The following is a 14,785-nucleotide window of genomic DNA, read 5'->3' as shown; positions in this document are numbered from 1 at the left end:
CGGGCACCGACCGGAAAGCGACCCGTGAGAACCATCACCGACGACCCGTGGAACAGTGCCGGCGCCGCCGGCGGAACCTCCGGCACGTCCGGCCCCTCGCTTCGCGGCGGGCCGGACGTGCCGGGTACGCTCACCGCCGTGCCACACGCTGATCAGACCCCCTCCCCGCCCCCGGCCTCACCCCGCCCCGAGCGGGTCGTCCCCGTCCCGCTGGCGGAGCTGGCCCGGCGGCTGGACGTCACGGTCCCCCCGGGGGACGTGGCGGTCACCGGAATCACCCACGACTCGCGCGCGGTGCGCCCCGGCGACGTCTACGTCGCCCGTCCGGGCGCCCGTTTCCACGGCGCGGACTTCGCCGCCCAGGCGGCCCGGCTGGGCGCCGTCGCGGTGCTCACCGACCCGACGGGCACCGAGCGGTCCGCCACCACCGGCCTGCCGGTGCTGACCGTCCCGGACCCGCGCGAGCGGCTGGGCGAGCTGGCCGTGGCCATCTACGGCGACCCCGGCCGGGACCTGCTCCAGATCGGCATCACCGGCACCTCCGGCAAGACCACCACCTCCTACCTCGTCGAGGGCGGACTGCGCGCCGCGGCGAAGGAGGGCGAGCCGACCGGCCTGATCGGCACCGTCGAGACCCGCATCGGCGACGAGCGCGTCAAGTCCGAGCGCACCACCCCCGAGGCCACCGAGCTCCAGGCGCTGTTCGCGGTGATGCGCGAACGCGGCGTCCGCTCCGTGGCGATGGAGGTCTCCAGCCACGCGCTGACGCTCGGCCGCGTGGACGGCTGCGTCTTCGACGTCGCCGTCTTCACCAACCTCAGCCCCGAGCACCTGGACTTCCACCCGGACATGGAGGACTACTTCCGGGCGAAGGCGCAGCTGTTCACCAGGGCCCGTTCCCGTGCCGGCGTGGTCAACCTCGACGACGAGTACGGGCAGCGGCTGGCGGGCGGCGTCAGCGAGGTCCCCGTCACCACCTTCTCCGCCGAGGGGCACCCGGACGCCGACTGGCGGGCGCAGGACGTGGAGGTCGGCCCGCTCGGCTCCACCTTCACCGTCGTGGGCCCCGGCGGCGAGACGGCGCGGGCCGCGGCGCCGCTGCCCGGCCCGTTCAACGTCTCCAACGCGCTCGCCGCCGTCACCGCCCTGGTGGTGGCCGGGATCGACCTGGAGACCGCGGTCCGGGGCGTCGCCGCGGTGCCCGGCGTCCCCGGACGCCTGGAGCGCGTGGACGCCGGGCAGCCCTACCTGGCGGTCGTGGACTACGCGCACAAGCCCGACGCCGTCGACTCCGTGCTGCGCGCCCTGCGCAAGGTCACCGACGGCCGGGTGCACGCGGTGCTCGGCTGCGGCGGCGACCGCGACCCGCACAAGCGCCCCGCCATGGGTGCCACCCTGGCCCGGCTGGCCGACACCGCCGTGCTGACCTCCGACAACCCCCGCTCGGAGGATCCGCTGGCCATCCTGGCCGCCATGCTCGCGGGCGCGGCGGAGGTCCCGGTCCACGAGCGCGGCACCGTGCTCCTGGAGGAGGACCGCGCCGCCGCGATCGAGGCCGCCGTCGCCCGGGCCGAGCCCGGGGACACCGTGCTGATCGCCGGCAAGGGCCACGAGCAGGGCCAGGACGTCGCCGGCGTGATCCGGCCCTTCGACGACCGCGAGGTGCTGCGGGAGGCCATCGAGCGCCGCCTGGGGGCCGGGGGGACCGGCACCGGCGAGGGGTCCGGGGAGTCCGGGGAGACCGGGGAGAGCAGGTCATGATCCCGCTGACCCTCGCAGAGATCGCGGAGGCCGTCTCCGGCCGGCCCCACGACATACCGGATCCGGATGTGACCGTCACCGGGCCCGTGGTCAGGGACTCCCGCGAGGTGGTCCCCGGCGCCCTGTTCGTGGCGTTCGCCGGGGCGCGCGCGGACGGCCACGACTTCGCGGCCGGGGCCGTGTCCGACGGTGCGGTGGCCGTGCTGGCCGCCCGCCCCGTCGGCGTCCCCGCGATCGTCGTGGAGGACGTGGAGGCCGCCCTGGGCGCCCTGGCGCGGTACGTCGTGGGGCGGCTGGGCGCCACCGTCGTCGCCCTGACCGGCTCCGCGGGCAAGACCAGCACCAAGGACCTGATCGCCCAGCTCCTGCAGCGGCACGGCCCCACCGTGTGGACGCCCGGCTCGCTCAACAACGAGATCGGGCTGCCGCTGACCGCGCTCAGCGCGGAGGAGGGCACCCGCCACCTCGTGCTGGAGATGGGCGCCCGCGGCATCGGCCACATCCGCTACCTCACCGGGCTCACCCCGCCGCGCATCGGCGTGGTCCTCAACGTCGGCTCGGCGCACATCGGGGAGTTCGGCGGCCGGGAGCAGATCGCCCTGGCCAAGGGCGAACTGGTGGAGTCCCTCCCCCCGGCGGAGGAGGGCGGGATCGCCGTCCTCAACGCCGACGACCCCCTGGTGCGCGCCATGCGCGCCCGCACCGACGCCCGCATCGTCCTCTTCGGCGAGTCCGAGGACGCCGCCGTCCGCGCCGAGAATGTCCGACTCACCCCGAAGGGGCAGCCCGCCTTCACCCTTCACACCCCCACCGGGTGCGGCGATGTGACGATGCGCCTGTACGGTGAGCACCACGTGTCGAACGCGCTCGCCGCGGCCGCCGTAGCCCACGAGTTGGGCATGCCCGCCGACGGGATCGCCACCGCGCTCTCCGAGGCAGGCACGCTCTCCCGCTGGCGGATGGAGGTCACCGAGCGCTCGGACGGCGTGACCGTCGTCAACGACGCCTACAACGCGAACCCCGAGTCCATGCGGGCTGCGCTCCGCGCGCTCGTCGCCATGGCCCAGGGGCGTCGCACGTGGGCGGTGCTCGGCGAGATGGCCGAGCTCGGCGAGGAGTCGCTCGCCGAGCACGACGCGGTCGGACGGCTGGCCGTCCGGCTCAACGTCAGCAAGCTCGTGGCGGTCGGCGGCCGGGAGGCCCGCTGGCTCGACATGGGTGCCAAGAACGAGGGTTCGTGGGGTGAGGAGTCGGTGCACGTGTCCGACGCTCAGGCGGCAATCGACCTGTTGCGCGACGATCTGCGGCCGGGGGATGTGGTGCTGGTGAAGGCCTCCAGGTCGGCCGGCCTGGAGAAGGTGGCGCTCGCGCTGGTCGAGGGCGAGGTCGCCGGCCGATGATGAGGCAGATCCTCTTCTCCGGGGTCATCGGGCTCTTCCTGACCCTGATCGGCACCCCGCTGCTGATCAAACTGCTGGCCCGCAAGGGCTACGGGCAGTACATCCGCGACGACGGCCCGCGGGACCACCACAGCAAGCGCGGCACCCCCACCATGGGCGGCATCGCCTTCATCCTGGCGACGCTGATCGCCTACGGGCTCACCAAGGTCATCACCGGCGAACCGCCGTCGTTCTCCGGCGTGCTGGTGCTCTTCCTGATGGCCGGCATGGGCCTGGTCGGCTTCCTCGACGACTACATCAAGATCGTCAAGCAGCGCAGCCTGGGCCTGCGGGCCAAGGCCAAGATGCTCGGCCAGCTCATCGTCGGCATCGCCTTCGCGGTCCTGTCGCTGAACTTCGCCGACTCCCGCGGCCAGACCCCGGCGTCCACCAAGCTCTCCTTCATCCAGGACTTCGGCTGGTCGATCGGGCCGGTGCTCTTCGTCGTCTGGGCGCTGTTCATGATCCTGGCGATGTCCAACGGCGTGAACCTCACCGACGGCCTCGACGGCCTGGCCACCGGCGCCTCGGTGATGGTCTTCGGCGCCTACACGTTCATCGGCGTCTGGCAGCACCAGGACTCGTGCGCCCTCACCGGCAGCCCGAGCTGCTTCGAGGTGCGCGACCCGCTGGACCTCGCGGTCGTCGCCTCCGCGCTGATGGGCGCCTGCTTCGGCTTCCTGTGGTGGAACACCTCGCCCGCCAAGATCTTCATGGGCGACACCGGTTCGCTGGCCCTGGGCGGCGCGCTGGCCGGCCTGGCCATCGTCTCCCGCACCGAGCTGCTGCTCGCCCTGCTCGGCGGCCTGTTCGTCCTCATCACCATGTCCGTCGTCATCCAGGTCGGCTCGTTCCGGCTGACGGGCAAGCGGGTCTTCCGGATGGCGCCGCTCCAGCACCACTTCGAGCTCAAGGGCTGGAGCGAGGTGCTGGTCGTGGTCCGCTTCTGGATCATCCAGGGCATGTGCACCATCGTCGGCATCGGCCTGTTCTACGCCGGTTGGGCGGCCGGCAAATGATCCAGGACCCCACCGGCGAACTCGCCGGCCGGCATGTCACCGTCGCCGGCCTCGGCGTCTCCGGCGTCCCCGCGGCCCGCGTGCTGCGGGAGCTGGGCGCGGAGGTGACGGTCGTCAACGACGGCGACGACGAGCGCTCCCGGCGGCAGGCGGCCGAACTGGAGGCCCTGGGCGCCGTGGTCCGCCTCGGCGACGGCGACACCCTGCCCGAGGGCACCTCGCTGGTCGTCACCGCGCCCGGCTGGCGGCCGGACAAGCCGCTGTTCGCGGCGGCCGCCGAGGCCGGGGTGCCGGTGTGGGGCGACGTGGAGCTGGCCTGGCGGCTGCGCGGCCCCGGCGCCGCGCCCTGGCTGGCGGTCACGGGCACCAACGGCAAGACCACCACCGTGCGCATGCTCGCCTCCATCCTGGAGGCCGCCGGACTGCGCACCGCCGCCGTCGGCAACATCGGGGTCTCGCTGCTGGACGCGGTCCTGTCCGACGAGCCCCACGACGTGCTCGCCGTGGAGCTCTCCAGCTACCAGCTCCACTGGTCCCCCTCGGTGCGCCCCCACTCGGCCGCGGTGCTCAACCTCGCCCCCGACCACCTGGACTGGCACGGCTCGATGGAGGCGTACGCCGCCGACAAGGGCCGGATCTACGAGGGCAACGAGGTCGCCTGCGTCTACAACACCGCCGACCCGCGCACCGAGGAACTGGTGCGCCGGGCCGACGTGGTGGAGGGCTGCCGGGCGATCGGCTTCACCCTCGGCAGCCCGCGGCCCTCCGAACTCGGCGTCGTGGAGGGCATCCTGGTGGACCGGGCCTTCGTCGAGGACCGGCAGAAGCAGGCGCAGGAGCTGGCGGAGGTGGCGGACGTGAACCCGCCCGCCCCGCACAACGTCGCCAACGCGCTGGCCGCCGCGGCCCTGGCGCGCGCCTTCGGCGTGGAGCCGAGGGCGGTGCGCGACGGCCTGCGCGCCTTCCGGCCCGATCCGCACCGCATCGAGCACGTCGCCGACGTGGGCGGCGTGCGCTACGTCGACGACTCCAAGGCGACCAACACCCACGCCGCGGAGGCCTCCCTGGGCGCCTACGATCCGGTGGTGTGGATCGCGGGCGGCCTCGCCAAGGGGGCGACCTTCGGGGAGCTGGTGGCGAAGGCGGCGGGGCGGCTGCGCGCCGCCGTCCTGATCGGCGCGGACCGGGCCCTGATCCGGGAGGCGCTGGCGCGACACGCCCCGGATGTCCCGGTGGTCGAGCTCGACCGGACCGACACTGGGGCGATGGCGGCGGCGGTGCGCGAGGCGGCGCGCCTGGCCCGTCCCGGGGACACCGTCCTGATGGCCCCGGCCTGCGCCTCCATGGACATGTTCACCAACTACCACGAGCGCGGCGAGGCCTTCGCCGCCGCGGTCCGCGAGCTGGCCGCCGGCCGGCCCGCGGCCCAGGAGCGATAACCCGCCGGCCCCCGCGCCGGGGCCGGACGGTGCGGGGAGACAGGAGGGGACGATGCCGGCCGAGCGACCCGCGCCGCCCCCGGCGGCACCGCAGGGCGGCGGCGCGGTGCGCGCCGCCGCGGGCCGCGCGGCGGACCGCGTGCGCCGTGCGGCAGCCGGTGGGCCGGTGGCCGCGGCCGCGGGCGGTCCGCCCCTGCCGGGCGCCGTCCTGCGCGAGGCGCAGCGCTCCCCGCGCGGCCCGCGGCAGGCGCCCCGCCGGAGCCCGGAGGGGGGTGCCCGCCAGGGTTTCCGCCCCCCGGCCCCGCGCTCCCCACGCCCGTCGCGCGAGGGGGGCGGCGCCCGCGGCCCGCGCCGCGCCGTGCGGGCCGTACGCGGGCTGTACCTGCGGGCGAGGAGGGCCTGGGACCGGCCGCTGACCGCCTACTACCTGATCCTCGGCGGCAGCCTGATGATCACCGGCCTGGGCCTGGTGATGGTCTTCTCCGCCTCCCAGATCGAGGCGCTGGGCTCCGGCCTGCCCTCCGCCTACTTCTTCCGCAAGCAGCTCCTGGCCGCCGTGCTGGGCGGCGTGCTGATGTTCGCGGCGGCCCGGATGCCCGTCGCCCTCCAGCGCGGGCTGGCGTACCCGCTGCTGGCCGTCTCCGTCTTCCTGCTCTGCCTGGTGCAGGTCCCGGGCATCGGGCACGAGGTCAACGGCAACCAGAACTGGATCCGCATCGGCGGCCCCTTCCAGTTCCAGCCCAGCGAGCTCGCCAAGCTCGCCCTGGTGCTGTGGGGCGCCGACCTGCTGGCCCGCAAGGGCGACCGGCGCACGCTCGTCCAGTGGAAGCACCTGCTGGTGCCGCTCGTTCCGGTGACGCTCCTGCTGCTCGGCCTGATCATGCTGGGCCGGGACATGGGCACCGCGATCATCGTCGCCGCGATCCTGGTCGGCCTGCTGTGGCTGGTCGGCGCGCCGCTGCGGCTCTTCGCCGCGGTGGTCGCCGTCGCCGGCGTCCTGGGGGCGCTCCTCATCGGGACCAGCGGCAACCGCCTGGCGCGCTTCGCCTGCCTGGGCGCCACCGAGCCGGGCCCCAACTCCGAATGCTGGCAGGCGGTGCACGGCATCTACGCCCTGGCCTCCGGCGGGTGGTTCGGCTCCGGGCTGGGTGCCAGCATGGAGAAATGGGGACAACTGCCCGAACCGCACACCGACTTCATCTTCGCCGTGACCGGGGAGGAACTCGGCCTGACGGGGACGCTGTCGGTGCTCGCCCTTTTCGCGGCTCTAGGCTATGCGGGTATCCGCGTGGCCGGACGCACGGAGGACCCCTTCGTCAGGTACGCCGCGGGAGGCGTGACCACCTGGATCACGGCCCAGGCCGTGGTCAACATCGGTGCGGTGCTCGGTCTGCTGCCGATCGCCGGTGTCCCGCTCCCGCTGTTCTCCTACGGGGGGTCCGCCCTGCTGCCGACCATGTTCGCCGTCGGGCTGCTGATCTCGTCCGCGAGAAACGAGCCCGCCGCGAAGGCGGCACTGGCCATGCGGCAGCCTGCTGTGAGAAAGAAGCTGGCTGGGGTGAGACGGAAGACGATGCGACGGAGCGCCGTACGGCGCCCGTCCGGAGAGCGGTGAAATTCGGTGCATGTCGTACTCGCCGGTGGGGGGACCGCCGGCCACATCGAGCCCGCGCTCGCCCTCGCGGACGCCCTGCGCAGGCAGGACCCGACCGTGGGGATCACGGCACTCGGCACGGAGCGCGGACTTGAGACCCGGCTCGTCCCGGAACGGGGCTACGAGCTGGCGCTGATCCCGGCCGTGCCGCTGCCGCGCAAACCCACCCCCGAGCTGATCACCGTACCGGGGCGGCTGCGGGGCACCATCAAGGCCGCCGAGCAGGTCCTGGAGCGGACCAAGGCCGACTGCGTGGTCGGCTTCGGCGGCTACGTGGCGCTGCCCGGCTACCTGGCGGCCAAGCGGCTCGGGGTGCCGATCGTGGTGCACGAGGCCAACGCGCGGCCCGGTCTGGCCAACAAGATCGGCTCCCGCTACACCCGCTTCGTCGCCGTCTCCACCCCGGACAGCAAGCTGCGCAACGCCCGCTACGTCGGCATCCCGCTGCGCCGCTCCATCGCCACCCTGGACCGGCAGGCCGCGCGCTCCGAGGCCCGCGCGGCCTTCGGGCTGGACGCCAACCTGCCCACGCTGCTGGTCACCGGCGGCTCCCAGGGCGCACGGCGGCTCAACGAGGTCGTCCAGGCCGTCGCCCCGGCCCTGCAGCGCTCCGGCATCCAGATCCTCCACGCGGTCGGCCCGAAGAACGAGCTGCCGCAGGTGGACAACATGCCCGGCATGCCGCCCTACGTCCCGGTGTCGTACCTGGACCGGATGGACCTCGCCTACGCCGCGGCCGACATGATGCTCTGCCGCGCGGGCGCGATGACGGTGGCGGAGCTGTCCGCCGTGGGGCTGCCGGCCGCCTACGTCCCGCTGCCGATCGGCAACGGCGAGCAGCGGCTGAACGCCCAGCCGGTGGTCAAGGCGGGCGGCGGGCTGCTCGTCGACGACGCCGAGCTGTCGCCGGAGTGGATCCGGGACGAGGTCCTTCCGGTGCTCACCGATCCGCACCGGCTGCTGGCCATGTCCCGCGCCGCCGCCGAGTTCGGCCGCCGCGACGCCGACGAGCTGCTGGTGGGCATGGTGCACGAGGCGATCGCCGCGCGCCGCCAGGGCTGAGGCGCGCAGCCGGGACCGGAGCGGGCCCGGACGGGAGAGACGGAACGCGGAAGGGCAGGGAGCGTGGCCGGACGGACGACGGCCGCCGGACGCGGCGGCACCCCCGGGGGGCCGGGGGAGGGCTCCGGCCCGCTCCCGGCCGTCCGGCGCGTGCGCCGGCTGCTGCGCCCCGACGGCCCCGGGCGGCCCGAGGACCGGGCCCGCCGCCGTCTGCCGCTCGTCCTCGCGCTCGCCCCGGCCCTGCTGCTCGGCGGCTTCGCCCTGTGGGTGCTCTACGGCTCCGCGTGGCTGCGGGTGGAGGCCGTCGCGGTCACCGGCGAGGAGGTGCTGACGGAGCGGCAGGTCCTGCGGGCCGCCGAGGTGCCGATGGGCGAGCCGCTGGTCTCCGTCGATCCGGAGGCGGTGGAGCGGCGACTGCTGGAGCGGCTGCCGCGGGTCGGCGCCGCGGAGGTCGCCCGTTCCTGGCCCCACGGTGTCGAGGTGGCCGTCACCGAGCGGAAACCCGTCGTCGTCATGGTGCAGAACGCGCCGGACGGGGAAGGCGGGGGCAGTGGGGACGGCGCGAGGGGGCGGACGTATGCCGAGGTGGACGAGGAGGGGGTGCGGTTCGGCACGGTCGCCGAGCGGCCCGCCGGAGTCCCCCTGCTCGTCCTGGACCTCGACGGCTCCCCGAGCCGGCACCGCTTCGGCGAGGAGCGGGTCCGCGGGGAGGCGGTGAAGGTGGCCGCGGCCCTTCCCGATGCGGTGCGCCGCGACACGCGCACCATCCGGGTGCGTTCTCACGACTCCGTCACCCTGGAGCTGACGGGAGGGCGCACGGTGGTGTGGGGCAGCGCCGAGGGGAGTGCGGCCAAGGCGCGTTCGCTCTCCCTGCTCATGAAGGCGGCCGCGGACGCGGGGAGATACGACGTGAGCGTTCCCACCGCTCCGGCGACGTCGGGGAGTTGACGTACGTACGTGCAGGCCAGCACCCTGGTTGGCTACCGCATCGGCTGATCACATAGGGTGAGACGAAAAACGGGAGGTTCGGCGTGTTCGTTGAACGCGGGCCACCTGTCGACCTAGTGTCCGTTCCGGAGAATCCGAGGAACGACAGACACAGGTAACCCTAAACTTCACCGTTAGGGTTCGGGGTCGGCGTCCGGACCGTCCCACTCGGCATAGGTCGGCGCACCGCAAGCACCGTGGAGCGGCGACACGTAACTCGAGGCGAGAGGCCTTCGACGTGGCAGCACCGCAGAACTACCTCGCAGTCATCAAGGTCGTCGGTATCGGCGGCGGTGGCGTCAACGCCATCAACCGGATGATCGAGGTCGGTCTCAAGGGCGTCGAGTTCATTGCGATCAACACAGACGCACAGGCCCTGCTGATGAGCGACGCCGACGTCAAGCTCGACGTCGGCCGCGAACTCACCCGCGGCCTCGGCGCCGGTGCCAACCCCGACGTCGGCCGCAAGGCGGCCGAGGACCACCGCGAGGAGATCGAGGAGGTCCTCAAGGGGGCCGACATGGTCTTCGTCACGGCGGGCGAGGGCGGCGGCACCGGTACCGGCGGTGCGCCCGTCGTCGCGAACATCGCACGCTCCCTCGGCGCCCTGACCATCGGCGTCGTCACCCGCCCGTTCACCTTCGAGGGCCGCCGCCGGGCCAACCAGGCCGAGGACGGCATCGCGGCCCTGCGCGACGAGGTCGACACCCTCATCGTCATCCCCAACGACCGGCTGCTGTCCATCTCGGACCGCCAGGTGAGCGTGCTCGACGCGTTCAAGTCGGCGGACCAGGTGCTGCTGTCCGGTGTGCAGGGCATCACCGACCTGATCACCACCCCGGGCCTGATCAACCTGGACTTCGCGGACGTCAAGTCCGTGATGTCCGAGGCCGGCTCGGCGCTCATGGGCATCGGCTCGGCGCGCGGCGACGACCGCGCGGTGGCCGCGGCCGAGATGGCGATCTCCTCGCCGCTGCTGGAGGCGTCCATCGACGGCGCCCGCGGGGTGCTGCTCTCCATCTCCGGCGGCTCGGACCTGGGCCTGTTCGAGATCAACGAGGCCGCCCAGCTGGTGAGCGAGGCGGCCCACCCCGAGGCGAACATCATCTTCGGCGCGGTCATCGACGACGCGCTCGGCGACGAGGTCCGGGTCACCGTCATCGCGGCCGGCTTCGACGGCGGGCAGCCGCCGGCCAAGAACCGCGACAAGGTGCTCGGCTCGTACGGGGGCAAGGAGGAGAGCCCCGTCCCCGCCGCCCCCCGCCCGGTCCCCGCCGACAACGACCGCCCGACCTTCGGGGGCCTGGGCTCGGTCACCCCGCGCGAGGAGGAGACGGCTCCCGCCCCGGTGGGCGAGCCCGCCTCCGCCTACGGGATGCCGGCCCCCTCGCCGCTGTCCGGCGACACCGGTCCCGCCCCGGCCCCCCAGGTCCCCCCGGCCCGCCCGTACCAGGACGGGTCCGCCGAGGAGCTCGACGTACCGGACTTCCTCAAGTGAGCACCGGTGATGTGACGACGTGATAACCGGGCACGACGGCGTGAGCGGCGCGCACTTCGCCTTCACCGACAGGTGGGGCGGGGTGAGCGCCGCTCCGTATGACGAACTCAACCTCGGCGGCGCGGTCGGCGACGACCCCGGCGCCGTACGGGCCAACCGCGCGCGGGTGGCGGAGGCCCTCGGCCTCGACCCGTCCGCCGTGGTCTGGATGAACCAGGTGCACGGCCGCGACGTGGCCGTCGTCGACGGCCCCTGGGGCACCGGCGAGGTCCCCTGCGCGGACGCGGTGGTGACCACCCGTCGGGGCCTGGCCCTCGCGGTCCTCACCGCCGACTGCGTCCCCGTCCTCCTCGCCGACCCCGCCGCCGGGGTGGCGGCCGCCGCGCACGCCGGGCGGCCCGGGCTGGTCGCCGGCGTCGTCCCGGCGGCCGTGGAGGCGATGGTGCGGCTCGGCGCCGACCCGGCGCGCACGGTGGCGCGCATCGGCCCGGCGGTGTGCGGACGCTGCTACGAGGTGCCGGAGGAGATGCGCGCGGAGGTCGCGGCCGTGGTACCCGAGGCCCACGCCACCACGCGCCGGGGCACGCCGGCGGTCGACGTGGCCGCGGGGGTGCGGGCCCAGCTGGCCCGGCTCGGCATCCCGGCGCCGCCGCCGCAGCCGGTCTGCACCCTGGAGTCCGCCGACCACTACTCGTACCGCCGGGAGAGGACGACGGGGCGGCTGGCGGGGTACGTCTGGCTGGCCGGCGACGGTGCCGCCGGCGCGGCGGAGGCAGGAGGCGGAGCATGAGCGGGGAAGCGGACGGGCGCCAGGCCGAACTGGCCGCCAACCTCGCCCGGGTGGAGGAGCGCATCACCCGCGCTTGTGTCACCGCGGGGCGCGAACCGAAGGACGTGACCCTGGTCGTCGTCACCAAGACGTACCCGGCCGACGACGTGCGGCGGCTGGCCCGGCTGGGGGTGCGGCAGGTGGCCGAGAACCGGGACCAGGAGGCCGCGCCCAAGGCGGCCGCCTGCGCCGATCTCCCCCTGGCCTGGCACTTCGTGGGGCAGTTGCAGACCAACAAGGCCCGCTCCGTGGTGCGCTACGCCGACTTCGTGCACTCGGTCGACCGGACCCGGCTGGTCACCGCGCTCTCCGCGGCGGCCGAGCGCGAGGGGCGGCGGATCGGCTGCCTGGTCCAGGTGGCCCTGGACCGCGGGTCCGGCGCGGCCGGGCAGCGCGGTGGTGTGGAACCGGACGCGGTGGGGGAGCTGGCCGACGCGATCGCCTCCTCCCCAGGGGTGTGGCCGGCCGGGGTGATGACCGTCGCACCCCTGTCCGGGCCGTACGCCGGGAGACCGCGCGCCGCCTTCGAGCGCCTGAGGGAAATCTCGACCCGACTGCGGGCCGACCATCCTGCTGCGACCATGGTCTCCGCGGGAATGAGCGGGGACCTGGAGGAGGCGGTGGCGGCCGGTGCGACACATGTGCGCATCGGCAGTGCGGTACTCGGAGTACGACCTGGCCTCCGGTAACGTCGCCAAGCAAGTCGGACCACAGCAGAAAATATGGTCATTTCCCTCCGGAGGGGATGGCCGTGTGGATCCTGGGCCACCGGTGAGGGAGCTTGGGGTCTCCCCGCCGGAGGCCGGGGACACCACCACAGAGCGGAGGACGCAGAGAATGGCCGGCGCGATGCGCAAGATGGCGGTCTACCTCGGCCTCGTGGAGGACGATGGGTACGACGGCCCGGGGTTCGACCCCGACGACGAGTTCGAGCCCGAGCCGGAGCCCGAGCGGGACCGGCACAGGCATCAGGCGCACCAGCCCCTGGGCGCTCCCGCGGTGAAGGCCGGCGGCGAGCCCGAGCCCGAGGAGCCGGTGCGGGTCGTCCCCCCTCCGGCCCACCGGGAACGGGAGCAGACCCCCGCGATCGCCGGCGAAAGCGGGCGACACGGGAGAATCGCCCCCGTGGCATCCATCACACCCGAGCGCCAGAACCTGGAGAAGAACGCACCGGTGATCATGCCCAAGGTCGTGTCCGAGCGGGAGCCCTACCGGATCACCACACTCCACCCCCGGACGTACAACGAAGCCCGTACCATCGGGGAACACTTCCGCGAGGGCACCCCGGTGATCATGAACCTGACCGAGATGGACGACACCGACGCGAAGCGTCTCGTCGACTTCGCGGCGGGGCTGGTCTTCGGTCTGCACGGGAGCATCGAGCGGGTGACACAGAAGGTCTTCCTGCTGTCTCCTGCTAACGTCGATGTCACGGCGGAGGACAAGGCCCGCATCGCAGAGGGCGGGTTCTTCAACCAGAGCTGATGGTCAGTACGAGCAGACAGTCCGGCCGGCAGGCGGCCGGACACGACCCACAGGGAGAGGGAAGCGCACGATGGGCGTCGCACAGCAGGTGGTCCTCATTGCGCTGCAATGCTTCCTCGTCGTGCTGATCTTCCGCCTGGTCATGGACTACGTCTTCATGTTCGCCCGCTCATGGCAGCCCGGCAAGGCGATGGTGGTCGTCCTGGAGGCCACCTACACTGTCACTGATCCGCCACTCAAGCTTCTGCGGCGGTTCATACCGCCGCTGCGCTTCGGGGGCGTGGCGCTCGACCTGTCCTTCTTCGTACTGATGATCATCGTCTACATCCTGATCAGTGTCGTGGCCAGGCTGTGAGCGATACGGTCTTGCCGATATGCCGATGACTTACGTTGAGGTGAAGAGATGCCGCTGACCCCCGAGGACGTGCGGAACAAGCAGTTCACGACCGTCCGCCTGCGAGAGGGCTACGACGAGGACGAGGTCGATGCCTTCCTCGACGAGGTCGAGGCCGAACTGACCCGACTGCTCCGCGAGAACGAGGACCTGCGCGCCAAGCTGGCCGCCGCCACCCGTGCCGCGGCGCAGAACCAGCAACAGCAGGGCATGCGCAAACCCGAGCCCCAGGAACGGTCGGGGCCGGTGCCCGCCGCCATATCGGGTCCGCAGCCGGTCCCGCCGGGGCAGATGGGCGGCCCGCCCCAGCTGCCCGGCGGTGCACCGCAGCTGCCGGCAGGTCCCGGCGGGCACGGGCCGCAGGGCCCGCACGGTCCCGGGCCGATGGGCCCCGGACCGATGGGCGGCCCCGGTGGTCCGGGCATGCCCCAGCCGGGCCAGGGCGGCCCGGGCGGCGACAGCGCGGCCCGCGTGCTGTCGCTGGCGCAGCAGACCGCCGACCAGGCGATCGCGGAGGCCCGCTCCGAGGCCAACAAGATCGTCGGCGAGGCGCGCAGCCGCGCCGAGGGCCTGGAGCGGGACGCCCGCGCCAAGGCCGACGCCCTGGAGCGGGACGCGCAGGAGAAGCACCGCGTCGCGATGGGCTCCCTGGAGTCCGCCCGCGCCACGCTGGAGCGCAAGGTCGAGGACCTGCGCGGCTTCGAGCGCGAGTACCGCACCCGTCTGAAGTCGTACCTGGAGAGCCAGCTGCGCCAGCTGGAGAACCAGGCCGACGACTCCCTGGCCCCGCCGCGCACGCCGGCCACGGCCTCGCTGCCGCCGTCCCCGTCGATGGCGTCGGCGGGTGCCTCCGCCGGCAACACCATGGGCGGCCACCAGGCGATGGGCGGCCAGTCCATGGGCGGGCCGGGCGGCCACGGCGGCGGTCACGGCGGCCAGGGCGGCCAGTCGTACGGCGGACAGCAGCAGATGTCCCCGGCGATGACCCAGCCGATGGCGCCGGTGCGGCCGCAGGGTCCGCAGCCGATGCAGCAGGCGCCCTCGCCGATGCGGGGCTTCCTCATCGACGAGGACGACAACTGACCGGCCCCTGACCGGCAGTCGGAAGAGGCCGCCGGAGGCGGCGGCAGGTCGGCATATCGCAACGGGCCGGGCCCGGGAACCGAAGAAGGTGTCCCGGGCCCGGCCCGTTGGCGTGCTCATTTCACTGTCGCGGAG

Annotated in this window: 13 protein-coding genes; all 13 read left to right on the top strand. The window is 73.7% G+C overall.

Annotation, left to right across the window (positions count from 1 at the left end):
* Positions 1-24: 24 nt before the first annotated feature.
* The 13 genes from ACFSJS_RS20440 to ACFSJS_RS20380 all read left to right on the top strand — a co-directional run bounded on the left by ACFSJS_RS20440 (position 25) and on the right by ACFSJS_RS20380 (position 14,650).
* Positions 25-1,761, top strand: coding sequence for a UDP-N-acetylmuramoyl-L-alanyl-D-glutamate--2,6-diaminopimelate ligase (locus tag ACFSJS_RS20440; RefSeq protein ID WP_380902470.1), 1,737 nt, complete (start codon positions 25-27; stop codon positions 1,759-1,761).
* Positions 1,758-3,161: a UDP-N-acetylmuramoyl-tripeptide--D-alanyl-D-alanine ligase gene (locus ACFSJS_RS20435; protein ID WP_380902468.1), complete on the top strand. Its 1,404-nt coding sequence runs from the start codon at positions 1,758-1,760 to the stop codon at positions 3,159-3,161. Before ACFSJS_RS20440 ends, ACFSJS_RS20435 begins: the two co-directional genes overlap by 4 nt.
* A complete protein-coding gene (gene mraY, locus ACFSJS_RS20430) occupies positions 3,161-4,219 on the top strand; it encodes a phospho-N-acetylmuramoyl-pentapeptide-transferase (RefSeq protein WP_380902594.1) in 1,059 nt (352 codons plus the stop codon). Before ACFSJS_RS20435 ends, mraY begins: the two co-directional genes overlap by 1 nt.
* On the top strand, positions 4,216-5,658 hold the full coding sequence (murD, locus tag ACFSJS_RS20425) for a UDP-N-acetylmuramoyl-L-alanine--D-glutamate ligase (RefSeq protein ID WP_380902466.1): 1,443 nt from the start codon (positions 4,216-4,218) through the stop codon (positions 5,656-5,658). Before mraY ends, murD begins: the two co-directional genes overlap by 4 nt.
* 52 nt (positions 5,659-5,710) lie before the next feature.
* The gene (gene ftsW, locus ACFSJS_RS20420) at positions 5,711-7,273 is read left to right on the top strand and encodes a putative lipid II flippase FtsW (RefSeq protein ID WP_380902464.1); all 1,563 of its coding nucleotides are present in this window, start codon (positions 5,711-5,713) and stop codon (positions 7,271-7,273) included.
* 6 nt (positions 7,274-7,279) lie between these two features.
* A complete protein-coding gene (gene murG / locus ACFSJS_RS20415) occupies positions 7,280-8,374 on the top strand; it encodes an undecaprenyldiphospho-muramoylpentapeptide beta-N-acetylglucosaminyltransferase (protein WP_380902462.1) in 1,095 nt (364 codons plus the stop codon).
* 63 nt (positions 8,375-8,437) lie between these two features.
* Complete coding sequence (locus ACFSJS_RS20410; protein WP_380902460.1) at positions 8,438-9,322, top strand: cell division protein FtsQ/DivIB; 885 nt, start codon at positions 8,438-8,440, stop codon at positions 9,320-9,322.
* Positions 9,323-9,599: 277 nt separating this feature from the next.
* A complete protein-coding gene (gene ftsZ, locus ACFSJS_RS20405; protein WP_380902458.1) occupies positions 9,600-10,859 on the top strand; it encodes a cell division protein FtsZ in 1,260 nt (419 codons plus the stop codon).
* Between the two features lie 19 nt (positions 10,860-10,878).
* Positions 10,879-11,649 (top strand): peptidoglycan editing factor PgeF, encoded by a 771-nt coding sequence (gene pgeF, locus ACFSJS_RS20400; RefSeq protein ID WP_380902456.1) that lies wholly within the window; start codon positions 10,879-10,881, stop codon positions 11,647-11,649.
* Complete coding sequence (locus tag ACFSJS_RS20395; RefSeq protein ID WP_380902454.1) at positions 11,646-12,377, top strand: YggS family pyridoxal phosphate-dependent enzyme; 732 nt, start codon at positions 11,646-11,648, stop codon at positions 12,375-12,377. Before pgeF ends, ACFSJS_RS20395 begins: the two co-directional genes overlap by 4 nt.
* Positions 12,378-12,525: 148 nt before the next feature.
* Entirely contained in the window at positions 12,526-13,173 is a 648-nt protein-coding gene (locus ACFSJS_RS20390) for a cell division protein SepF (RefSeq protein ID WP_380902452.1), read from the top strand.
* A gap of 70 nt (positions 13,174-13,243) precedes the next feature.
* Positions 13,244-13,528 carry a YggT family protein gene (locus ACFSJS_RS20385; protein ID WP_031506621.1) on the top strand — a complete coding sequence of 95 codons (285 nt, stop codon included), beginning with the start codon at positions 13,244-13,246 and terminating at the stop codon, positions 13,526-13,528.
* A 48-nt stretch (positions 13,529-13,576) separates the two neighbouring features.
* Positions 13,577-14,650, top strand: a complete 1,074-nt coding sequence (locus ACFSJS_RS20380) for a DivIVA domain-containing protein (RefSeq protein WP_380902450.1) — start codon at positions 13,577-13,579, stop codon at positions 14,648-14,650.
* The last annotated feature ends 135 nt before the right edge of the window (positions 14,651-14,785 follow it).

The sequence above is a fragment of the Streptomyces desertarenae genome, assembly GCF_042681365.1.
Classification (GTDB): domain Bacteria; phylum Actinomycetota; class Actinomycetes; order Streptomycetales; family Streptomycetaceae; genus Streptomyces; species Streptomyces desertarenae.
The sequence above is the reverse complement of the archived record's forward strand: the minus strand, read 5'-3'. Positions and strand labels throughout refer to the sequence as shown.

Coding starts and splice junctions, on each gene's coding strand:
- ACFSJS_RS20435 (WP_380902468.1), top strand. CDS start 1,758: ATGATCCCGCTGACCCTCGCAGAGATCGCGGAGGCCGTCTCCGGCCGG.
- mraY (WP_380902594.1), top strand. CDS start 3,161: ATGAGGCAGATCCTCTTCTCCGGGGTCATCGGGCTCTTCCTGACCCTG.
- murD (WP_380902466.1), top strand. CDS start 4,216: ATGATCCAGGACCCCACCGGCGAACTCGCCGGCCGGCATGTCACCGTC.
- ftsW (WP_380902464.1), top strand. CDS start 5,711: ATGCCGGCCGAGCGACCCGCGCCGCCCCCGGCGGCACCGCAGGGCGGC.
- ACFSJS_RS20395 (WP_380902454.1), top strand. CDS start 11,646: ATGAGCGGGGAAGCGGACGGGCGCCAGGCCGAACTGGCCGCCAACCTC.
- ACFSJS_RS20390 (WP_380902452.1), top strand. CDS start 12,526: ATGGCCGGCGCGATGCGCAAGATGGCGGTCTACCTCGGCCTCGTGGAG.
- ACFSJS_RS20385 (WP_031506621.1), top strand. CDS start 13,244: ATGGGCGTCGCACAGCAGGTGGTCCTCATTGCGCTGCAATGCTTCCTC.
- ACFSJS_RS20380 (WP_380902450.1), top strand. CDS start 13,577: ATGCCGCTGACCCCCGAGGACGTGCGGAACAAGCAGTTCACGACCGTC.